The 21218-nt window shown below is 68.9% G+C and carries 17 protein-coding genes and 1 pseudogene; 7 read left to right on the forward strand and 11 right to left on the reverse strand.

All coding sequences use genetic code 11. The annotated features are described in order from the left end of the window. Positions 1-4: 4 nt before the first annotated feature. The 3 genes from AC5Y4Z_RS24120 to sucC all read right to left on the reverse strand — a co-directional run bounded on the left by AC5Y4Z_RS24120 (position 5) and on the right by sucC (position 3687). Positions 5-1531, reverse strand: a complete 1527-nt coding sequence (locus AC5Y4Z_RS24120) for an acetyl-CoA acetyltransferase (protein WP_499967429.1) — start codon at positions 1529-1531, stop codon at positions 5-7. A 71-nt stretch (positions 1532-1602) separates the two neighbouring features. Next, positions 1603-2505, reverse strand: a complete 903-nt coding sequence (gene sucD, locus AC5Y4Z_RS24125; RefSeq protein WP_499967430.1) for a succinate--CoA ligase subunit alpha — start codon at positions 2503-2505, stop codon at positions 1603-1605. A gap of 18 nt (positions 2506-2523) precedes the next feature. Further along, the gene (sucC, locus tag AC5Y4Z_RS24130; RefSeq protein WP_499967432.1) at positions 2524-3687 is read right to left on the reverse strand and encodes an ADP-forming succinate--CoA ligase subunit beta; all 1164 of its coding nucleotides are present in this window, start codon (positions 3685-3687) and stop codon (positions 2524-2526) included. 240 nt (positions 3688-3927) lie between these two features. Here sucC and AC5Y4Z_RS24135 point away from each other — a divergent pair, with 240 nt between their 5' ends. Continuing rightward, complete coding sequence (locus tag AC5Y4Z_RS24135; RefSeq protein WP_499967433.1) at positions 3928-5031, forward strand: M23 family metallopeptidase; 1104 nt, start codon at positions 3928-3930, stop codon at positions 5029-5031. Between the two features lies 1 nt (position 5032). After that, positions 5033-5611, forward strand: a complete 579-nt coding sequence (locus AC5Y4Z_RS24140; protein ID WP_499967435.1) for a hypothetical protein — start codon at positions 5033-5035, stop codon at positions 5609-5611. Positions 5612-5680: 69 nt separating this feature from the next. On the opposite strand, the gene pcrA is transcribed toward AC5Y4Z_RS24140, so the two are convergent. Further along, a complete protein-coding gene (pcrA, locus tag AC5Y4Z_RS24145) occupies positions 5681-8026 on the reverse strand; it encodes a DNA helicase PcrA (protein WP_499967436.1) in 2346 nt (781 codons plus the stop codon). Positions 8027-8094: 68 nt separating this feature from the next. Next, on the reverse strand, positions 8095-10113 hold the full coding sequence (locus AC5Y4Z_RS24150) for a PPE family protein (protein WP_499967437.1): 2019 nt from the start codon (positions 10111-10113) through the stop codon (positions 8095-8097). A 333-nt stretch (positions 10114-10446) separates the two neighbouring features. Here AC5Y4Z_RS24150 and AC5Y4Z_RS24155 point away from each other — a divergent pair, with 333 nt between their 5' ends. Then, positions 10447-10764, forward strand: a complete 318-nt coding sequence (locus AC5Y4Z_RS24155; protein WP_499967438.1) for a chorismate mutase — start codon at positions 10447-10449, stop codon at positions 10762-10764. A 47-nt stretch (positions 10765-10811) separates the two neighbouring features. Then, positions 10812-12476 carry a glucose-6-phosphate isomerase gene (gene pgi / locus AC5Y4Z_RS24160; RefSeq protein ID WP_499967439.1) on the forward strand — a complete coding sequence of 555 codons (1665 nt, stop codon included), beginning with the start codon at positions 10812-10814 and terminating at the stop codon, positions 12474-12476. Here the strand turns inward: pgi and AC5Y4Z_RS24165 are convergent. After that, on the reverse strand, positions 12473-13042 hold the full coding sequence (locus tag AC5Y4Z_RS24165; protein WP_499967486.1) for a TetR/AcrR family transcriptional regulator: 570 nt from the start codon (positions 13040-13042) through the stop codon (positions 12473-12475). The genes pgi and AC5Y4Z_RS24165 overlap by 4 nt on opposite strands. A gap of 92 nt (positions 13043-13134) precedes the next feature. On the opposite strand from AC5Y4Z_RS24165, the gene AC5Y4Z_RS24170 reads away from it, so the two are divergent. Continuing rightward, the gene (locus AC5Y4Z_RS24170; RefSeq protein ID WP_499967440.1) at positions 13135-14454 is read left to right on the forward strand and encodes an oxygenase MpaB family protein; all 1320 of its coding nucleotides are present in this window, start codon (positions 13135-13137) and stop codon (positions 14452-14454) included. 119 nt (positions 14455-14573) lie between these two features. Here the strand turns inward: AC5Y4Z_RS24170 and AC5Y4Z_RS24175 are convergent, their stop codons facing one another. The 5 genes and pseudogenes from AC5Y4Z_RS24175 to cobF all read right to left on the reverse strand — a co-directional run bounded on the left by AC5Y4Z_RS24175 (position 14574) and on the right by cobF (position 18831). Beyond that, positions 14574-15323, reverse strand: coding sequence for an SDR family oxidoreductase (locus tag AC5Y4Z_RS24175; RefSeq protein WP_499967441.1), 750 nt, complete (start codon positions 15321-15323; stop codon positions 14574-14576). A gap of 41 nt (positions 15324-15364) precedes the next feature. Beyond that, the gene (locus AC5Y4Z_RS24180) at positions 15365-15835 is read right to left on the reverse strand and encodes a zinc finger domain-containing protein (RefSeq protein ID WP_499967487.1); all 471 of its coding nucleotides are present in this window, start codon (positions 15833-15835) and stop codon (positions 15365-15367) included. Between the two features lie 147 nt (positions 15836-15982). Next, positions 15983-16342: pseudogene (locus AC5Y4Z_RS24185) on the reverse strand (DNA-formamidopyrimidine glycosylase family protein); the annotation flags it as partial. Further along, complete coding sequence (locus tag AC5Y4Z_RS24190) at positions 16281-17999, reverse strand: PE family protein (RefSeq protein ID WP_499967442.1); 1719 nt, start codon at positions 17997-17999, stop codon at positions 16281-16283. The gene AC5Y4Z_RS24190 and the pseudogene AC5Y4Z_RS24185, both read right to left, overlap by 62 nt. Before the next feature lie 91 nt (positions 18000-18090). After that, positions 18091-18831 carry a precorrin-6A synthase (deacetylating) gene (gene cobF / locus AC5Y4Z_RS24195; RefSeq protein ID WP_499967443.1) on the reverse strand — a complete coding sequence of 247 codons (741 nt, stop codon included), beginning with the start codon at positions 18829-18831 and terminating at the stop codon, positions 18091-18093. Positions 18832-18952: 121 nt separating this feature from the next. On the opposite strand from cobF, the gene AC5Y4Z_RS24200 reads away from it, so the two are divergent. Further along, entirely contained in the window at positions 18953-19858 is a 906-nt protein-coding gene (locus tag AC5Y4Z_RS24200; protein ID WP_499967444.1) for an AurF N-oxygenase family protein, read from the forward strand. Next, positions 19855-21078: a DUF4873 domain-containing protein gene (locus AC5Y4Z_RS24205; RefSeq protein ID WP_499967446.1), complete on the forward strand. Its 1224-nt coding sequence runs from the start codon at positions 19855-19857 to the stop codon at positions 21076-21078. Before AC5Y4Z_RS24200 ends, AC5Y4Z_RS24205 begins: the two co-directional genes overlap by 4 nt. The last annotated feature ends 140 nt before the right edge of the window (positions 21079-21218 follow it).

Below are 21218 nucleotides of genomic sequence, written 5' to 3' on the forward strand. Positions count from 1 at the left end.
ATCCCTACAGGGTGCAGCGGTTGCCGTAATCGAACGACCGCACCCGCACCTCGCGCCCCAGCGGGTCGCCGTCGATCAACAGCGCGATCAGTCCTTCGTCCTCGGTGGTCGACAGGAAGCGGCTGCCGTCCTCGAGCCGGCCGATGACGATCCCGGTGGCGCGCCCGTCGTCGCGGCGGACCGTGTAGGTCTCGACGGTGCCGACGCCGTCGGCGCTCTCGGTCACCGCCTCCGTCGGCGCGGCGTCGATCCGCGCCTGCAGCTGCGCGTTGCGATCCGGCTGCCACGCCACGGGCGTGGTGGAGTACACCCCGACCGAGTACTTGCTCAGGATGCCGCCGTTGGCGCCGACGAGACCGAATTGCCCTGGCATGCCTCGCATTTGGGTGACCGTCTCGGCGACGGCGTGCATGGAGTAGTTGTTGCCGGCCCCGCCGAAGAAGGGCAGGCCGCCGGTCAGCGTCAGCCCGCGCGGGTCGTCGGTCGCGATCCCCAGGCCGTCGCAAATGTTGAACACCGGCACCGGAAAGCAGCTGTAGAGATCGAAGGTGGCGACGTCGTCGACGCCGATACCGGTCATGTCCAGCGCCGCGCGCACCGCCAGCACGGCGGAGGGGGCGTGGCCGAGGTCCGGGCGCTGCAGCAGCGGCTGCTCCTCCAGGTCGGTATGCCCGTGCAGGTACACCCACTTCTCCTCGGGCACGCCCAGGCGGCGCGCCGCCCCGATCGACATCAGCAGCGCCGCCGCCCCCTGGTTGACCTGGTCGCGCGCCACCAGCAGCCGCGGGTAGGGCTCCGAGATCATCCGGTTGCCCTCGGTCACGGTGATCAGTTCGTCGACGGTGCGTTCGACCGGCGCGGCGGCGAACGGGTTCTTGGCGGCGACCTTGGTGAACGGCGCGAACAGCTCGCCCATCCGTTGCCGGTATTCGGCCGGCCCGAGCCCGGTGCCGGCGCGTCGCGCGTTCTCCAGCAGCGCGTACTGGATCGGCGCGCTGGTCAGACCGTGAATGACGGTGTAGCGCGAGATGAGTTTCTCGATCCCGTGCCCGCGGTCCTCCAAATCTCCGTCGATGGTTTCGGTGAAGTCCGGCTTGTCCTCGGCCTTCGCGAAGTGCCGCAGCGTCGACGTCGCATCCGAGCCGAAGACGAGCGCCACGTTCGAGCGGCCCGCGGCGATGCCGGCGGCCAGCTCGCTGATCAGGTGCTGGGGCCCCTGCCCGCCGACGATTTCCAAGATCGCCCGAAGGGGTTGGGCGCCAAGGCGATTGGCCACCGAACGCGGGTAGTTGTCGGACCGGCCCAGCACCGCCGTGGCGACGGGCCCGGAGATCTCGAACTGCCGGATCCCGGCCACCGTGTCGACGGCGGCGGCCACCGCGTCGAACGCGGCGCCGCAGTCGTCGACGGCGGCCCGGGCGGCGGCGGCGGCCAGCTCCACCGGCGACATCGCCCGGTAATCGGGGTCGTCGATGCGCTCGGCGGCCTGACCGACCCCGACGACGACGGGCGTGTGCGGGTCAAGATTCATAGCACAACTATCTACCGGAGGCGGCGCATCGCCCTGCACCCGGGGTGCCTGCGCGCCCGCGCGGTGGAGTGCTAGAGGCTGCCCAGGATCTCCCGCGCCAACGCGGCGGTCTCCGACGGGGTCTTGCCGACCTTCACGCCGGCGGCCTCCAGAGCCTCCTTCTTGGCGGCCGCGGTGCCCGACGACCCGGACACGATCGCGCCGGCGTGGCCCATCGTCTTGCCCTCGGGTGCGGTGAATCCCGCCACGTAACCGACGACCGGCTTGGACACGTGGGCCTTGATGTAGTCGGCGGCACGCTCCTCGGCGTCGCCGCCGATCTCACCGATCATCACGATGACCTTGGTGTCGGGGTCCTTCTCGAACGCCTCGATGGCGTCGATGTGGGTGGTGCCGATCACCGGGTCGCCGCCGATGCCGATCGACGTCGAGAACCCGAAATCGCGTAGCTCGTACATCATTTGGTAGGTCAGCGTGCCGGATTTGGACACCAGCCCGACGGGACCCGCGCCGGTGATGTTGGCCGGGGTGATGCCGACAAGCGCCTGACCCGGCGTGATGATGCCCGGGCAGTTCGGCCCGATGATGCGGGTCTTGCCGCCCTTTTCCACGTTGTAGGCCCACGCGAATGCGGTGTCCTGCACCGGGATTCCCTCGGTGATGACCACCAGCAGCGGAATCTCGGCGTCGATGGCCTCGATGATGGCGTCCTTGGCGAACTTCGGCGGCACGAAGATGATCGACACGTCGGCGCCGGTCTTTTCCATCGCCTCGGCGACGCCACCGAACACGGGCAGCTTGACGATCCGGCCGCCCTTGTCCTCGTGCGTGACGGTGGTGCCCGCCTTGCGCGCGTTCACCCCGCCCACAATCTGGGTGCCCGCCTTGAGCATCCGGGCGGTGTGCACGGTGGCCTCACTGCCGGTGATGCCCTGAACGATGACCTTGTTCTCTTTGGTCAAAAAGATTGCCATGTCGTGCGGTCCTTTCGCTCAGGCGCTGGCCAGCTCGGCGGCCTTGTCCGCGGCCTCGTCCATCGTCGCCACCATCGTCACCAGCGGGTGGTTGGCGTCGGTCAGGATGCGACGGCCCTCCTCGACGTTGTTGCCGTCCAGGCGCACCACCAGCGGCTTATTGGCCTCGGCGCCAAGGATTTCCAGCGCCTTGACGATGCCGGTGGCCACCGCGTCACACGCGGTGATCCCACCGAAGACGTTGACGAACACGCTCTTGACCTGCTGGTCGCCCAGGACCACGTCCAGGCCCGCGGCCATCACCTCCGCGGAGGCGCCGCCGCCGATGTCGAGGAAGTTGGCAGGCTTGACGCCGCCGTGCTTCTCGCCGGCGTAGGCGACGACGTCGAGGGTCGACATCACCAGCCCCGCACCGTTGCCGATGATGCCGACCTGGCCGTCGAGCTTCACGTAGTTCAGGTCGTTCTCTTTGGCCTTGAGCTCCAGCGGATCGGTGGCGGCGCGGTCCTCGAACTCGGCGTGCTCGGGGTGGCGGAAGTCGGCGTTGGCGTCGAGGGTGACCTTGCCGTCGAGCGCCAGGATCCGGTCGTCAGGGGTACGCACCAAGGGGTTGACCTCGACCAGCGTCGCGTCCTCGGCGACGAAAAGCTCCCACAGCTTGGAGATGGTGACCGCGGCGGCGTCGAGCACCTCGGCGGGCAGGTGGCCCTGCTCGGCGATCGAACGCGCGGTCGCCACGTCGACGCCCGTCACGGCGCTGACGGGGACCTTGGCCAACCGGTCGGGCTTGGTGGCGGCGACCTCTTCGATCTCCATGCCGCCCTCGACCGAGCACATCGCCAGGTAGGTGCGGTTGGCGCGGTCGAGCAGGAAGGAGATGTAGTACTCCTCGGCGATATCGCTGGCCTCGGCGACCAACAGCTTCTTCACGACGTGGCCCTTGATGTCCAGGCCGAGGATGTTCTGGGCGTGCTGGTAGGCGTCGTCGGGCGTCGCGGCGTATTTCACGCCGCCCGCCTTGCCGCGGCCCCCGATCTTGACCTGCGCCTTGACCATCACCGGCCGACCGATCTCCTCGGCGATGGCGCGAGCGCCCTCGGCGGTGTCGGTGACGCGACCGGGCGTGCTCGGTACGTTGTGCTTGGCGAACAACTCTTTAGCTTGATACTCGAAAAGGTCCATGTGCTCACTGTCTTCGCTCGGCTTGCTGCGGGGCCTCTGGCACTTTATCCACCCGCCGACCGGCTGCTACCTTCGCGTCCACCGATGTGGCAGAGCTCACGGCATACCCGCGCGCCTCAAAAGTGATGCAACTCACAATATTAGTCGGGTTCGTGGCCCGCGGTTGCCAGCCCCGTCGGTTAGCGGATACCTTCCTAGGGTCCAGATAACGTTATGGTCACGATACGAGGACATTTCAGCTTGTCGCAGCATCGTTTGACGCGTCCTTCAGCCGTAACAGGCGTGGTGAGGGTCGGTCGCGCAGCGGGCGGCCGGTGGACGGAGCCCCACCGCAACGAAGTCACCGAAATCCTGCCGCTCGACGGGTTCGACTTCGACGACCTGGATTTCATCGACGAGCCCGGCGACCTCGACGGCCTCGATTTCAGCAACGACTCGACGTTCGACAACGCAGCCCAGGTGCTGCTCGCCCCCGAGCTCGACGACCTGCACGACATCGACGACCTGGTCCCGCTGCGGCTGGCCGCCCCCGCCTCCGTGCCGATGGCGGCCGAGTTTGTACCCGACGCTCCCGACCTGGACGCGCGCCGCGCCACCCACTCGGACATCACCGACGTTATCCCCGCGATCCGGCGCGGCGGCCAACACCGCAAGCAGCCCACCAGCGCGGCCCGGGGCCGGCTGCTGATCTCGGCGATGGCCGCGGGGGCGGCGGCCGCGGCGGCCCACACGGCGACCAGCCACGCCGACACCCCCAAAACGGAGGCCGTGCTGGCCGCCAACGCGTCGGCGCTCGCCGGCGGGCCGGGCAGCACCACGCTGCGCGGCGCGCAGGTGGTGGCGGTCCAGCCGGCGGCCAACGCGGCGGTGCACAACGCCGAACTCGCCAGGGGTGTGGCCTTCGCCAACGATCGCGCCCAGCGCGAGGCGCGGTTGCAGCAGCCGCTGTACGTCATGCCGACCAAGGGGATCTTCACCTCCAACTTCGGCTACCGCTGGGGCGTACTGCACGCCGGCATCGACCTGGCCAACTCGATCGGAACGCCGATCGTTGCGGTGTCCGACGGTGTGGTCATCGACGCCGGGCCGGCCGCCGGCTACGGGATGCTGGTCAAGCTCCGCCACGCCGACGGCACGGTCACGCTGTACGGCCACGTCAACACGACGCTGGTCAGCGTCGGCCAGCGCGTGATGGCCGGGGACCAGATCGCCACCATGGGCAACCGCGGCAACTCGACCGGCCCGCACCTGCACTTCGAGGTGCTGCAGGGCGGCACCGAGCGGATCGACCCGGTCCCATGGCTTGCTAAGCGTGGTCTCAGCGTCGGCAACTACGCTGGCTGAGGTGACTTCGCCGAACGACCCGCCCGCTGCCGCGCCGTCGCCCGAGCCCGCCGAGCAGCCCTCGGAATCGCACACGCGGATCATCCGGCGGGCACCGACCGGGCCGATGCCCGTGGTGCCGGAGTCCCCGACCACCCACATCCCGCGGCAGCCGCCTCCCTATCCGATCGGCGCCGGCCGGCGCGGAGGTCTTGGGGGCCTGCCGGGCCACGAGCCGGACGGCCGCACCGCCGTCGCCGCCTGCGCGGCCGGCATCATCAGCGGTTGGGCCACGTCGGTGGTGGCCACCGACCTGATCGCCGGCTGGTGGCGAACCGACCGCATGTTCTGCATCGCGGTGGCTTTTCTCGCCCTGGTGTTCGCGGCCACCACCATTTCGGGCGTCATCATGTTGCTGCAGCGGCGCGACCTCGGGCGCTACCTCATCCTGGCCGGCGCGGTGGTCGCGGTGCTCACCTACCTCGGGGTGTTCATCGCGGGTGCCCGGGTCGCCTGGATCGTGCATCTGCTTCCGGTGCTGCCGATCGCCTGCGCGGTGCTGGTGCTGGTCCCCCAGACCAAGCGCTGGCTGGACGCGTAGCCGAATCGAACCCCCGCGCTCGAAAGTGTTCTGAGGGCGACGTTTTCGTGGTTTTCCCGCTCAGCGGGGCTATAGCTTGCTGATCGGGGCGTGGTTGTGCATCAGCTTGACCCGTCCTGAGCTGCCGAAGTCGATCAGCGACATCGCCGATTCGCCGACGCCGGAGACTTCCTCGACGCGGCCGAGGCCGTACTTGTCGTGGGTCACCCGATCGCCGGGTTGCAGCACCAGCAGTGGGCGTTTGGACGCCGCCGCCGAGCGAGCCGGCGCCGGACGCGGCGCGCCGAACCGTCCGGCACCGCTGACCGGCGCACTGAACGACGGCGCGGGTGCGCTGCGCCGCCAGTCGATGAGCTCCTGCGGAATCTCGCGCAGGAAGCGCGATTCCGGGTTGAGCATCGGCTGCCCCCACGACGAGCGGACGATGGCCCGGCTCACATACAGCCGCTGCCGGGCCCGGGTGATGCCGACGTAGGCCAGCCGCCGCTCCTCGGACAGCTCGGTGGGATCGTCCAGCGACCGCATGTGCGGGAACATCCCGTCCTCCCAGCCGGTGACGAACACCACCGGGAATTCCAGGCCCTTCGCGGTGTGCAGCGTCATCAGCGTCACCAAACCGGCGCCGTGCTCGGGGATTTCGTCGGCGTCGGCCACCAGCGACACGCGCTCCAGAAACGCCGCCAGCACCCCGGTGTCCGGCACGTCCTCGTCCTCGGCAGCACCTTCAGACTCGTCCAGCGCGGCGGCGTTGGCCAGGTCGATGCTGAATTCGTGTGCGACGCTGACCAATTCGTTGAGGTTGTCCAGCCGGGCCAGCTCCTGCGGATCGGTGGACGACTCCAGCTCGCTGCGGTATCCGGTGCGTTCGAGCACCAACTCGACCAGGTCGCCGAGGTCGTCGTCGAGGTGCCCCCGCAGGTCGTCGAGCAGCTCGACGAAACCCGAGATCGCCTTCTCGGCACGGGTGTTCAGCATCGGCACCTTGCCCTCGGCCGCGGCCACGAGCGCATCGGCGAAGCTGGCGCCGGTGTTCTCGGCGTACACCGCCACGCAGGCCTCGGCGCGATCCCCGATGCCCCGGCGCGGCGTGTTGAGGATGCGCCGCATGCTGACCGCGTCGCCCGGGTTGTCCAGCACCCGCAGATAGGCGACGATGTCGCGAATCTCCTTGCGCTCGTAGAACCGCACTCCCCCAACGACTTTGTACGGAATCCCGGCGCGGATGAAGACCTCCTCCAACGACCGCGACGAGTTGTTGGTGCGGTAGAACACAGCGACGTCGTTGTAGGTGATCTCGCCGTTCTCGACGAGCGCGTCGATCTCCTCGGCCACGAACCTGGCCTCGTCGTGCTCGTTGTCGGCGACGTAGCCGACGATCAGCTCGCCGGCCCCGGCGTCGGTCCACAGCCGCTTCTCGCGGCGCCCGGTGTTGCGGGCGATCACAGAGTTGGCCGCCGACAGGATGTTCTGCGTCGAGCGGTAATTCTGTTCCAGCAGAATGGTTCTCGCGTCGGGATAGTCGCGCTCGAAGTCCTCGATGTTGCGGATGGTGGCGCCGCGGAACGCGTAGATCGACTGGTCGGCGTCGCCGACCACGCACAGCTCCGCGGGCGGCACGTCATCGGCGGCCTCGGTTTCGGTGCCCACCAGCTCTCGAACCAGCACGTACTGGGCGTGGTTGGTGTCCTGATATTCGTCGACCAGCACGTGGCGGAACCGCCGACGGTAGTACTGGGCGATCTGCGGGAACGCCCGCAGCACCGCGACGGTCTCCCCGATCAGGTCGTCGAAGTCCAGCGCGTTCGCCGCCCGCAGCCGCCGCTGGTATTCGCCGTACACGGAGGCGACCGTGCGGCTCAACTCATCGGATTCGTCCGACAGGCTGGCGACGGCGTCGTCGGGATCGATCAACTCGTTCTTCAAATTGGAGATCGCGTTGGCCAGCAGCCGCGGCGAGAAGCGCTTGATGTCCAGCCCCATGTCGCGGCCGATCATCTGCAGCAGGCGCCGCGAATCGTCGGCGTCGTAGATCGAGAAATTGGAGTTGAGGCCGTCGATCAGCGACGCCTGGTTGCGCAGGATGCGCACGCAGGTCGAGTGAAAGGTCGACACCCACATCGCCCGAGCCCGGGGGCCGACCAGCCGCACCACGCGTTCGCGCATCTCCGCGGCGGCCTTGTTGGTGAACGTGATGGCGAGGATCTGGCCGACGCCGACGCCCCTGGCGGCGATCAGGTACGCGATGCGCCGCGTCAGCACCGCCGTCTTGCCCGAACCCGCACCCGCCACGATCAGCAGCGGCGAACCCTCGTGCACCACGGCCTGGCGCTGTTGCGGGTTGAGGTCGTCCAGCAGACGATCCGCTTCGGGGTTGTCCGGGCTGGCCCCGGCGTTGGCGGTCACGTGCACACTCATGTCGGTCCAAACTTACCGCCGGCCGCCGACGACAGGCGGCCGAGCCATGCCCGGCCGGACCGTAATCGCTAGTGCCCGAAGCCCGACTGCTGGTTGCCGGTGTTGTTGACCCCCGAGCTGTGCGTGCCCGCGTTCCCGACGCCGGAGTTGCTGGTGCCCGTGTTTCCGATGCCCGAGTTACTGGTGCCGGAGTTCCAGAAGCCCGCGTTTCCGGCGGGACCGGTGTTGCCGTAGCCAATGTTGAGGTTGCCCGCATTCGAGATGCCCACATCATTGGTGCCGGTGTTGGAGAACCCGGTGTTGCCGTTGCTCGTGTTGAAGAAGCCCGTATCGTGTTGACCCACGTTTCCGTAACCCTCGTCATTGGACCCGGTGTTGGAAAAGCCCGAGTTCGCACTGCCGTTGTTGTTGAAGCCCGAGTTTCCCGATCCGGTGTTTCCGAAGCCGGAGTTCGCCGCGCCGGTGTTGATCGCGCTGCCGAAGCCGGTATTGGTATTGCCCGAATTCCCGCCGCCGGTGTTGGTGTCGCCCGAGTTCCAGAACCCGGTGTTGGTGGCGCCCGCATTGCCGAACCCGGTGTTGTGCAGCCCGGAGTTGCCCCAGCCCACGTTGCCGGCCCCCGCATTCGCGAAACCCACGTTTCCGTTGCCCGCGTTGAACGCGCCCATCGACAGCGCTCCCGCGTTGCCGATGCCGAAGTCGTCGTGCCCACCGTTCCAGAAGCCGACGTCGCCCACACCGGAGTTGCCGAAGCCGACGTCGGTGCCGGCCGAGTTCCAAAAGCCGGTGTCCAGGCTGCCGGAGTTCCAAAAGCCGGAGTTGGTGCTGCCGGAATTGGCGAAGCCGGTGTTGAAGTTGCCCGAGTTTCCGATGCCCCAGTTCCCGTTTCCGGAGTTGAAGAATCCGACGTTGTTGTTGCCCGAGTTGAACAGGCCGATGTTGCCGGTACCGCCGTTCAGGCCGTTGAGGTTGATGCCGATCTGATTGTCGCCGGTCAGTCCGATCCCGAAGTCGTTGTTGCCGGTGTTGCCGAAGCCGATGTCGAAGTTGCCGCGGTTTCCGGCGCCGATGTTGCCGTTGCCCAAATTGCCCATGCCGACATTGGAGTTGCCGGTGTTGCCGCTGCCGACATTGTTGTTGCCGGTGTTGCCGAAGCCGTAGTTGGTGGTGCCCGTGTTTCCGCTGCCCATGTTGTTACTGCCGGTGTTTCCAGTACCCAGGTTTGCGGTGCCGCTGTTTCCCCCACCCACATTGCTGCTGCCGAAGTTTCCGCTGCCGATATTGGCACTGCCGTGGTTTCCGCTGCCCAGGTTGGAGTTGCCGATATTTCCGCCACCCAGGTTGAAGCTGCCGATGTTTCCGTTGCCGAGGTTGAGGATGGCGGGCTGGCTCGAGGAGGGTCCCTGGTTTCCGTTGCCGAAGTTGAGATTGCCGATGTTGCCGCTGCCCATGTTGGCGTTGCCGGTGTTGCCGTTGCCCCGGTTCAGGCTGCCGGTGTTGCCCTCGCCCATGTTCGCCGCCCCGATATTGCCGGGGACCGCGAGTTGCCCGATGATGGCGGGGAGGTTCTGCAGCGCCTGCTCGATCGGGGTGAGGGCCGCGGCCGCTTCGGCGGCGCCGGCGTGATAGCCGACCATCGCGCTGACATCCTGGGCCCACATCTGTTCGTATTCGAATTCCGCGGCCGCGATCGCAGGAGCGTTCTGCCCGAACAGATTCGACACCACCAGCTGAACGAACTGGTTGCGGTTGAGGTCCACCGCTAACGGGTGCACCGTCGCCGCCAAGGCCGATTCGAATGCGCCGGCGACCGCTCGGGCCTGCCCGGCCGCGCTCGACGCCCGGACCGCCGCCGCGGCCAGCCAACCCGAATAGGGGGTCGCCGCGGACATCATTGCCGCCGATGCCGCACCCTGCCAGGCCTGACCCGCCAGGCCCGAGGTCACCGCGGAAAATGACGACGCCGCCGAGGTCAGTTCGGCGGCCAGCCCGTCCCAGGCCGTCGCGGCGGCCAGCATGGGGCCGGAGCCCGCACCGCTGAACATCAGCAATGAATTCAGTTCAGGTGGAAACACGAGAAAATTCATTTTCACAGTCCTTCCCTGTGCGCCCGAATCGTTTGCAGCCTACGGTTATCCCGACCGAATTCCGCGCATTTGGCGGCCATCAATTGGCGGCGGCTGAATTCGGCAAGCCGTTCGGGAACGGCGATGCGGATCGTTTCGTTTCTTTGCGCGGTCGTGGCCTTCGGTGGCACACTCGGTGGGTGCTCACCAAGCAGCCCCATCGGCAGCTGTCGACCAGCGGCCGATTTTTCTACGGGTACCGGCCAGCGGTGCCCGTGGCGTAGCTGCTTTCGCAGAGCCCCGTGGTCCGCTTCCGGATTCGGGGCTCGTCTCTTTTGTGAGGCCCGATAACGGATGAGACCAGAACCCCCACATCAAGAGAACGCGGAGTTAGCCGACATGAACATCGAGATGGTCGAGTCCCCAGAGTCCACCGACATTGACCAGTTGCGCCAAGAGATCGACCGCCTGGACGCCGAGATCCTCGCCGCGGTGAAGCGGCGCGCCCAGGTGTCCCAGGAGATCGGCAAGGTGCGGATGGCCTCCGGCGGCACCCGGCTGGTGCACAGTCGCGAGATGAAGGTCATCGAGCGCTACAGCGAGCTCGGTCCCGAGGGTAAGGATCTGGCGATGCTGCTGTTGCGGCTCGGCAGGGGCCGGCTAGGGCACTGACCGCGGGAGCCACCTGCGTGGCGTCGGGCCGCACTACTGTCGAAAACATGACCTCCGTGCGAACCATCCCCGACATCACCGCCACCCCGGCGTGGGACGCCCTGCGCAGGCATCACGAACAAATCGGCCAGACCCATCTCCGGCAGTTCTTCGACGACGATCCCGACCGCGGCCGCGAGCTCACCGTGACCGTCGGTGACCTCTACATCGACTACAGCAAGCACCGCGTCACCCGCGAGACGCTGCGGCTGCTCGTCGACCTGGCCCGCACGGCGAACCTCGAAGAGCGCCGCGACCAGATGTTCTCCGGCGTGCACATCAACACCTCCGAGGACCGCGCCGTGCTGCACACGGCGCTGCGGCTGCCGCGGGACGCCGAGTTGGTCGTCGACGGCCAAAACGTCGTCGAGGACGTGCATGCCGTGCTCGACAGGATGGGCGACTTCACCGACCGGCTGCGCAGCGGTGAGTGGACCGGGGCCACCGGCAAGCGGATCAGCACCGTCGTCAACATCGGCATCGGTGGGTCGGACCTGGGTCCGGTGATGGTCTACCAGGCGCTGCGGCACTACGCGGACGCCGGGATCTCGGCCCGCTTCGTCTCCAACGTCGACCCCGCCGACCTGATCGCCAAGCTGGCCGGCTTGGACCCCGCCACAACGCTTTTCATCGTCGCGTCGAAGACCTTCTCCACGCTCGAGACGCTGACCAACGCGACCGCCGCGCGCCGCTGGGTGACCGAGGCGCTGGGTGACTCCGCGGTGGCCAAGCATTTCGTGGCGGTTTCCACCAACAAGCGCCTGGTCGACGACTTCGGCATCAACACCGACAACATGTTCGGGTTCTGGGACTGGGTCGGGGGCCGCTATTCGGTCGATTCGGCGATCGGGCTGTCGTTGATGGCCGCCATCGGCCGGGACGCCTTCGCCGATTTTCTGTCCGGATTCCACCTCGTCGACGAGCACTTCCGCACCGCCCCGCTGGAGTCGAACGCGCCTGCGCTGCTCGGCTTGATCGGGCTGTGGTACTCGAATTTCTTCGATGCGCAGTCACGCGCCGTGCTGCCGTACGCGAACGACCTGTCGCGCTTTGCCGCCTATCTGCAGCAGCTGACCATGGAATCCAACGGCAAGTCGACCCGCGCGGACGGCACACCCGTCACCACCGACACCGGCGAAATCTTTTGGGGCGAACCGGGAACCAACGGTCAGCACGCTTTCTATCAGCTGCTGCATCAGGGCACCCGACTGGTGCCGGCCGACTTCATCGGGTTCAGCCAACCCCTCGACGACCTCGCCACCGCGGAAGGCACCGGCAGCATGCACGACCTGTTGATGAGCAACTTCTTCGCCCAGACCCAGGTGCTCGCGTTCGGCAAAACCGCCGAGGAGATCGCCGCCGAGGGCACGCCCGCCGACATCGTGCCGCACAAGGTGATGCCGGGTAACCGGCCGTCGACGTCGATCCTGGCCGACCGACTCACCCCGTCGGTGCTGGGCCAGCTGATCGCGCTGTACGAACACCAGGTCTTCACCGAGGGAGCGATCTGGGGCATCGACTCGTTCGACCAGTGGGGTGTGGAGCTGGGCAAGACGCAGGCCAAGGCGCTGCTTCCGGTGATCACCGCCGACGGGGCGCCGGCCAAGCAGTCCGACAGCTCGACCGATGCGCTGGTGCGGCGCTACCGGACCGAACGAGGGCGTACCGGCTAGCCCGCAACGAGCTCAGAACCGAAGCGCCGCACGAAGGTTCGTAAGCGGTCCACGGTCGCGGTCTGCGGGTCGCTGAGATGCAGCTGCAGCAGTTCGCGACCGGCGGCATGCAGGATCCGCGCGGTGTACTCCGGCTCGTGCAGCGCGGGATTGTGGCGCAGCAGCTCCCGCACGAAGAACTCGAGCACGACCCGCTGGGATTGCGCCAGACGGGCATACAGCTGCGGTGGCGCACCCTGCGGCGGGAACAGGAACAGCCGCCAGGTTGCGGGGTGGGCGTCGACGGCGGCCAGCACACCGTCGAACGCGACCACCAGCGACTGATCCTGCGCGACGGCGTCCAACCCGGAGATCGCCTCGGCGAACTGCGCGCCGGCCCGTGCCGCCTCGCGGTCGATCAACGCGACGAACAGCCCCGCGGGGTCGCCGAACAGCTGATAGATCAGCGACCGATTGATGCCGGCCTGACGGGCGATGCGGTTCGGTGTCGCCGCGTGGAACCCCTCGGCGTCCACGATCGCGTGCGTGACGTCGAGGATTTGCTCGCGCCGTCCCTCGGCGGTCATGCGCCGCTTCGGGTTGCCCGCGCTCATGCTTGACAGCATAACTAACAAGTTGTGAGTATTACTCACTAAGTGTTAGTTAGTGGGAGGTTGTGATGGTCACGTACTACCCCGAACTCGCGCGGCGGGTCCGAAGCCAGCGGGACCTGCAGCCCGACCTCTACGGCGACTTCGACTTCGACCAGCGGCCCGATCGGCTGGCGATCGAGCCCGACGTCGAGTCCGCCCTGCCCGCCTGGATCGCCGACCGCGCGCCGATCCTGGCAGACGATCGTGTCATGGAATTGATCAGCACCGCCACCTTGCTCGGCGACGTCGTCGCCGATCCCTATGCGGCGCTGATGAATTCGCACAGCGTCGCGTCCCTGATCGACATGCTGAAGACGGCCTGCCGCGAGGGGATCGACGCCGTACCCGACGCGCCGTCGGAGCTCACCGCGTTCATCGCCGCCATGGAGGCCGCCCCGGAGTGGATCGACTTCGACCTGGTCCGCGAGGGCGCCCGCCAGGAGCGCATCCCCGCGGCGTTGCTGGCCCCGTTCATCACGCGGGGCGCCTTCATCGCGACGTTCACCAACACCTACGCGGCGCTGCCGATGGCCCTGACCGGCGCGCTGTCGGGCAAGCGGGCCGCCCGGCGGGTCAACGAGACGGCGAGCTTCTTCGCCGTCACCACCCTGCCCGGCGCCCTGGACCGCTACGGCCCCGGCTTCGAGGCCGCCGCCATGGTCCGGCTGATGCACTCGATGGTCCGCTACAACGCGCTGAAGAAATCCGACAAGTGGGACGTCGCGGTCTACGGAATGCCGGTGCCCCAGGTCGACCAGATGCCCGCCGGCATGATCGGCCAGTACCTGCTGGCCCGCAAGGCGCGCCAGGAGGGCCGGACGAAGTTCACCAAGCAGGAGCGCGCCGCGGTCGAATTCGCCAGGTACCGTTGCTTTCTGCTGGGCCTACCGCCGGAGCTGCTGCCCGCCGAGCCCGCCGACATCATGCACGTCATGCACGCGCGTTCGGCGTTGCTGCGCGACGGGTTCGACGACATCTGCCGCGAACTCGTCAGCGGCACGATGGCGGCCTACCTGCGCCCGGGCACCAGCCTGTTCGACCGGTGTGCCGAGGCCGTCGAGAAGAGCTTTTCCAAGCTCACCTTCGTCCGCACGTTCTGCAACGGCGACCAGGAGGTCGCCGGGGCCATGGGCGTCTCGCTGGACCCCGCCGACCTCCTGCGCGTCGCGCTGACGGCGCCGTTCATCTTCGGGCGCTTCACCGCCGTGCAGCAGGCCAGCCGCATCCCGGTGCTCCGAGACATCACCGACGCGTACGTCATCGGGCTGCTCAAGCTGCGCCTGGCGACCTACGGTAAGCCCGAATTCACCACCGACGCAGCGCATTACACGCCGGTCGCGGTCTGACCCCACCCCGCGAGCGGTCACCCCACCCCGCGAGCGGTCACCCCACCCCGCGAGCGTCCGCAAATGCACACGTTCGCACGGCGTGTCGCGTGCCAACACGCACGCTCGCCGCTGGTTTGCTACGCAAACCTTTTGGTCAGCGGGGGCGGCAGCACCCGCAGCAGCTGCACCAGCGGCGCCCACGGCCACCGCGGCACCACCGCCCGGCCGGGCTCGCGCTCGATGGCGTCGACCAACGCCTTGACGCCGGTTTCGTTGTCCACCATCAACATCGTGCTCGCCGACTTCGCCGTCATCTCCGATTCGATGTACCCCGGCTCGATCGCCGTGACCTTGATCGGACCCCGCGCGTATTCGGCGCGCAGCGACTCGCCCAGGGACGTCAGCCCGGCTTTGCTTGCGCAGTAGGCGGCTTTGACGCCGGGCACACCCTTGTTGCCGAGCACCGACGAAATGAGCACCAGGTGGCCCGAGCCGCTATTGTTGAACATCTCCAGCGCCGTTTCGATCTGCACCAGTGCCGATACCAGGTTGGTCTCCAGCGTCGCCTTGTTGGCCCACAGCTTGCCGGAGCCCAGCTTGGCACCCTTGCCGATGCCGGCGTTGACGATGATCCGGTCGACGCCGCCCAGCTCGTCGCTGATCTCGCCGAACACCTTCGGCACCTGCTCGTGGTCGTTGACGTCGAGGGCCGCCACGGCGACCTTGATGCCCGGATACCGTTGCGTCAGTTCGGCTTTCAACTCGTCGAGCCGGCCGGTGCGACGGGCGCACAGCCCAAGGTCGCGACCCTTGGCGGCGAAGGAGCGCGCCATCCCGGCCCCCAGACCGGAACTGGCGCCTGTGATGAGGATCTTCTGACGAGTCACCCGGGGAGCATATCGACAGGTGTCGAGTCTCGGTCGGGCGACTACTTGAGCAGCCGGGACAGCCGCCGGTCGGCCAGTATCTTGCCGCCGGTCTGGCACGTCGGGCAGTACTGAAAAGACTTGTCCGCGAACGACACTTCGCGCACCGTGTCCCCGCACACCGGGCACGGCAGCCCGGTGCGTGCGTGCACGCGCAGCCCGGAGCGCTTCTCCCCTTTGAGCGTCGCGGCGCCCTGGCCGACGGAGCGGCTCACCGCGTCGGTGAGCACCGAGATCATCGCGTCGTGCAGGGCGGTGAGCTGTTCGTCGGACAGCTTGCCCGCGGTGGCGAAGGGGGAGATCTTCGCGACGTGCAGGATTTCGTCGCTGTAGGCGTTGCCGATGCCCGCGATCACCTTCTGGTCGGTGATCACGGTCTTGATGCGGCCGGTGTTGCCGGCCAGCACCCCGGCCAGGTCGGCGGGGCCGAGTTCCAGCGCGTCTGGGCCCAGCGCGGCGATGCCGGGCACCAGCTGCGGGTCGTCGACGAGCCACACCGCCAGCCGCTTCTGGGTGCCGGCCTCGGTGAGGTCGAAGCCGGGCGCCTCTCCGGGGGTGCCCAGGTGCACGCGCAGTGCGATCGGGCCCTTGCCGGGGCGCAGCGGCGCCGGGGCCAGCCTGTCGGACCAGCGCAACCAGCCCGCGCGCGACAGGTGGGCGATCAAGAACAGCTGCCCGGCCTGCAGGCCCAGATACTTGCCCCACCGCTGCGCCCCGGTCACGGCCTGGCCGTGCAACGCGCTGACCGGCGGGTCGAAGGTTTTCAGCACGGACAGCGCGCCGACGTCGACGCGCCCGACCGTCGAGCCGACGGCGTGGCGCCGCAAATGGTCGACCAGCGCTTCAATCTCGGGGAGTTCGGGCACGCGTTCAGTCTGCCGACCAGGCCGCCGGGGTGTCCATCGCGAAGGCCTGGATCTAAGCTGGCCCGTCGGTCCCGTGGGTGCCGAAGAGCTTCCCGCCGGAGCCACCGGCGCCACCCGTCCCGCCCTGGGCGGCGCCGGCGCCCGCGCCGCCGTCGCCGCCGTTGCCGATCAGCCCCGCGTTGCCGCCGCTCCCGCCGATGCCGTTCCCGGGCGGGGCGGTGAAGCCCGCGGGTATGGTGCCGGCGAATCCGCCGTTGCCGCCGCTGCCATAGATGAAGCCGCCCTGACCGCCGCCGCCACCGGCGCCGGTCTGGAACACGGTGCCCTGGTTGGGTCCGCCGACGTTGGCCGGGTTTCCGGTGTCACCGCCGTTGCCGCCGAAGCCGCCGTTACCGAACAGCCCGGCGTTGCCGCCGAAGCCGCCCAGCCCGCCCGCGCCGGCGGAACCGCTGTTGTGGCCGCCGTTGCCGGCGTTGCCGCCGTTGCCGCCGGCCCCGCCGCTGCCGCCGTTGCCGATCCACCCGGATTGGCCGCCGTTGCCACCGAAACCGCCGAAGCCGCCGTTGCCGTTGAAGGTGAGCGGCTGGTTAGGGGTGGCCCCGCCGCCAGCCCCCTCGCCACCGGCGCCACCGGGCCCGCCGCTGCCGTAGAAGAACCCGCCCCTGCCGCCGTTGCCGCCGAAGCCACCGTCGCCGCCCTGACCCCCGAAGAGCGCGCCGGCCGCGCTGACGCTCTGCCCGGCCCCGCCCAGGCCGCCCTGACCGCCCGGCCCACCGTTGCCGAAGAGCCCGGCGTTGCCGCCGTTGCCGGCGCTGATGCCGAAGCTACCGCCGTTCGCGCCGCTGGCGGCGTTGGCGTCGGCCACGAAAGAACCGCCGTTGCCGGTGTTTCCGCCGGCGCCCCCGTTGCCGTAGATCCAGCCGCTGTGCCCGCCGTTGCCGCCGCTTCCGGCCGCCCCGGCGGTGCCGCCGGACTGGTTCACCGCCTCCGAGCCGGTGGCGTTTCCGCCGTTTCCGCCGCCGCCGCCCGCCCCGCCGGTGCCGAACAGCAGCCCGGCGCGGCCACCGGCGCCGCCGTTGCCGCCCGCGCCGCCGTTGTTGCCGGCGACCAGGTTGTTGGCGACCGCTCCCGCCTGACCGCCGTCGCCGCCGAGCCCGCCGCTGCCGCCGCGGCCGTAGAGCCAGCCTCCGGCGCCGCCGTTTCCGCCGTTGCCGCCCGCCTGCCCGGCCTGCCCGGTCGTACCGGTCGCACCCGCACCGCCGACGGCGCCGTTGCCGCCGTTGCCGAAGAGGCCCGCCGCGCCGCCGCTGCCGCCGTTTTGGCCGGCCGCCCCCGGCGCCCCGTTGCCGCCGTTGCCGAACAGCCAGCCGCCGTTGCCACCGTTGCCGCCCGGGGCGGTCGCGTTGGCGCCGTCGCCGATCAGGGGTCGGCCCGTCAGCGCCAGGCTGGGCGCGTTGACCAGGGCCAGCGCGTCCTGCAGCGGCGAGCCGTTGGCCGCCTCGGCCAGGGCGTACTGTCCCGCACCGGCGATCATCAGGTGCACGAATTGCTGATGGAACGCCGCCGCCTGGGCGCTGACGGCCTGGTATGCCTGGCCGTGCGCGCCGAGCAACGCCGCGACGGCCGCCGACACCTCGTCGGCACCCGCGGCCAGCACCGCCGACGTCGACACCGATGCCGCCGCGTTCGCCGAGCCGATCACCGAACCGATATTCGCCAGATCCGACGCCGCCGAGACCACGTATTCCGGCGCCGCAACCACGAACGACATCCGCCGACCTCCGAACGCGCCGACGATTGCCCCGAAATCGGTCGACGCCCCGAATCGTAGCGCCATCCCGGCCGGCAGCAGTCGGATCGAACTAGGGCGCTCGCAGCAGATAGGTGTCCATGATCCAGCCGTGCCGGGCGCGGGCCTCGGCCCGCAGCGCCGCGATGCGGGCGCCGACCTCGCCGACGGTTCCGGCCACCAGCAGCTCGTCGTCCGTGCCGAGGTAGGCGCCCCACCAGATGGCGGTCTCGGGCGGGCAGGCCTGAAAGGAACATTCGGCATCCAGCATCACGACCGCGGAGCCGGCCAGCCCGTGCGCGCGCAGCTGCCTTCCGGTGGTGATCACGACCGGTTCGCCGACCTCGTTGAGCGGGATGCGGTGCCGCGCCGTCAGCGCCTGCACCGCGGTGACGCCCGGGATGACGTCGAGGCTGAACTCCACCTCCGCCGCCACCGCGTCGAGGATGCGCAGCGTGCTGTCGTACAGCGACGGATCCCCCCAGGCCAAGAAGGCCCCCACACCGTCGGCGCCGAGCTCGGCCGCGATCGCCGCGGCCCAGACGGCCGCGCGCGCGGTGTGCCACTCCGCGACCGCGCCGCGATAGTCGCCGCCGCCCGCGCGTTTCGGGTCGGGCAGCTCGACGAAGCGGTATCCGGGCGTGCGGATGAACCGGGCGCAGATCTCCCGGCGCAGGGCCACCAGGTCGCTTTTCGCCTCCCCCTTGTCCATCGCGAAGAACACCTGCGTGTCGTTGAGCGCCTCGATGGCCTGGACGGTCAGGTAATCGGGGTTTCCGGCACCGATGCCGATGACGTGGATATGCCGGCTCACGTGGGTCAACCTAATTGAAATCGCAAACCTCTAGCCCAAGACCCCAGGTACCCAGTACCATGGGTACTGCGTATTTGTTGCGTTTCTCCCCGGCCGTCGGAAGCACCGAAGGGACACAACGATGACCACTGCGATGAAGCCAAGCGGGCCGAGTCGTGAGGAGTTCTCGGACCGTTTGCTGAAAGGCTCGGTCAAAAAGTCTTACGAGCCCGTCGTCGACATCGACTGGGACGCCCCGCTGGACCCGGACAAGTTCTATCTGCCGCCGCGGCTGGTTTCCCTGTACGGCACGCCGATGTGGGACGAGATGACCCGCGAGCAGCAGATCGAGCTGTCGCGCCAGGAACTGGTCAACACGCTCTCGGCGGGCATCTGGTTCGAGAACATGCTCAACCAGTCGCTGCTGCGCACCATCCTGCACGAGGACCCCACCAGCCGCTCGACGCATTACAAGCTGACCGAGCTCGGCGACGAGACCCGCCACATGGTCATGTTCGGCAAGGCCATCGAACGCATCGGCGCAAAGCCGGTGCGCCCGCGGCGTTTTCACCGCTGGATCATCAACCTGCTGCCGCTGGCGTTTCAGCGCGGCTCGATGCTGTGGATCGCCGCCCTCATCGGTGAGGAGATCTTCGACTCGCTGCAACGGCAGATGATGGACGACCCCGAACTGCAACCGATCATCCAGCGGCTCATGCGGATTCACGTCACCGAAGAGGCGCGCCACATCCAGTTCGCCCGCGACGGGGCGCGCAAGCGGGCCGCGGAGATGCCGCGGCTCAACCGATGGTTCATGGCCAACATCAACGGCCTGGGCGGCTACTTCTTCAACTACCTGTTTTCCAACCCGGTCCCCTACGCGCGCGCCGGCCTGGACGCGAAGCGGGCCCGAAAGACCGCGCGCGCCAGCGCCCATCGCCGCGAGACGCAGGTTGCCGGCTTCGCCCCGCTGGCGGCGTTTTTGACCGAGGTGGGCCTGCTGGGCCCCATCGCGCGCCGGGGCTGGAAGCGCAGCAGGTTTCTGTGAGCCGGGCGTCCGCCCCCGCCGAGCCCTGCCACCACGTCGCCGTCATCGGCGCGGGCGTTGGCGGCCAGCTGGCGCGAGAGGCGCTGCGGGGCGTCGACGACGTCGTGGCGCTCGACGAGGCGATCCTGAGTTCACGCTTCGACGACGACACCGACAGCTGGCTGCTGACGACAGCCGACGGTGAGACTTTGCGGGCGCGCGTCGTCATCGCCGCGTACCGGCCGGTGCAGGCCCCGTGGCTGCCGGACATCGCCGGGCGCGACGGCTTCCTGGGCGAGTCCTTCCACGCGGCACGGTGGCCGCGCGGTTTCGAGCCGGCGGGCAAGCGCATCGCGGTCGTCGGCGCCGACTCCACCGCCGGACAGCACCTTCCGGCGCTGATGAACTCGGCGGCCTCGGTGACGGTCTTCGCCCACCCGCCGCGCCGGATCGTCGACGAGTTGCCGTTGCCCACCACCCGCGCCCGGCGCTGGCTGCGCCGGCGCCTCAACCCGGCCGCCCGCGGGCGGTCGCGGCCGGAGTTGGTGGGATCGGCGATCACCGCGATCACGCCATCGGGGATCCGGACCGCCGACGGGGCCGAGCACCGCGCCGACGCCATTGTCTACGGCACCGGATTCGCGGTCGCCGAGGGGATTTCGGACGAGACTTTGGTCGGCGCCGGCGGCTTGACCGCCCGCCAGGCCTGGCACGACGGCATGGAGCCCTACTTCGGCGTCGCCCTGCACGGTTTCCCCAACTACTTCTTCGTCGCCGGCCCCGACGAGGCGCGCTACGTCGCCGCGTGCCTACAGCGGATGGAGCGCACCGGGGCCACCCGCATCGAAGTGCGCCGCAGCAACGACCGGGTGTTCAACGAGCGCGTCTACGTGCGACCCGCCCGGCCCCAGCCTGTCGCCAAGGCCTTCGACGTGTCCTCCGCCGCGCGCGGTAAGGACGCGGCCTACGAGGGCGCGGCGACGCTGACGATCGCCGGCGCCGACCATCCCGTGCGCGTGCGGCTGGCCGGCCGGCTGGACCCGATCGACGGCCGTTACCACTGGCAGGGCACGGTTTTCGGCGGCACGGCGCAGCCCCTGCCCGACGAGGCGCTCAAAGGGGCACGAACCGCGACGCTGACCGTCGGCGAGCGCAGCGCACCCGCACGCATCGTCGAACGCACGCCGTGGGGCACACACACCGTCGCCGGGGTCGGCGCCCCGCCCTACACGCTGAGCTGACGCCCGATTTGCTGCGCGCCGCGCGGCTTGGTTTTCCGGCCGTTGCCGATGGGTAACCGGAACAATCTGATTTTCTTCGCAAGGGGGAGGTTGGCCACGCGGGCGTAGCGGGCGACCCGGCACCTCATCGCCGACCCGCC

The organism is Mycobacterium sp. NGS63 (assembly GCF_059812295.1).

Excerpts from the sequence above, each read along its gene's own strand:
- AC5Y4Z_RS24200 (WP_499967444.1), top strand. The coding sequence starts at position 18,953 with ATGACCACTGCGATGAAGCCAAGCGGGCCGAGTCGTGAGGAGTTCTCG.
- AC5Y4Z_RS24170 (WP_499967440.1), top strand. The coding sequence starts at position 13,135 with ATGGTCACGTACTACCCCGAACTCGCGCGGCGGGTCCGAAGCCAGCGG.
- AC5Y4Z_RS24150 (WP_499967437.1), bottom strand. The coding sequence starts at position 10,113 with ATGAATTTTCTCGTGTTTCCACCTGAACTGAATTCATTGCTGATGTTC.
- sucD (WP_499967430.1), bottom strand. The coding sequence starts at position 2,505 with ATGGCAATCTTTTTGACCAAAGAGAACAAGGTCATCGTTCAGGGCATC.
- AC5Y4Z_RS24120 (WP_499967429.1), bottom strand. The coding sequence starts at position 1,531 with ATGAATCTTGACCCGCACACGCCCGTCGTCGTCGGGGTCGGTCAGGCC.
- sucC (WP_499967432.1), bottom strand. The coding sequence starts at position 3,687 with ATGGACCTTTTCGAGTATCAAGCTAAAGAGTTGTTCGCCAAGCACAAC.
- AC5Y4Z_RS24190 (WP_499967442.1), bottom strand. The coding sequence starts at position 17,999 with ATGTCGTTCGTGGTTGCGGCGCCGGAATACGTGGTCTCGGCGGCGTCG.
- AC5Y4Z_RS24165 (WP_499967486.1), bottom strand. The coding sequence starts at position 13,042 with ATGACCGCCGAGGGACGGCGCGAGCAAATCCTCGACGTCACGCACGCG.
- AC5Y4Z_RS24155 (WP_499967438.1), top strand. The coding sequence starts at position 10,447 with ATGAGACCAGAACCCCCACATCAAGAGAACGCGGAGTTAGCCGACATG.
- pgi (WP_499967439.1), top strand. The coding sequence starts at position 10,812 with ATGACCTCCGTGCGAACCATCCCCGACATCACCGCCACCCCGGCGTGG.
- pcrA (WP_499967436.1), bottom strand. The coding sequence starts at position 8,026 with ATGAGTGTGCACGTGACCGCCAACGCCGGGGCCAGCCCGGACAACCCC.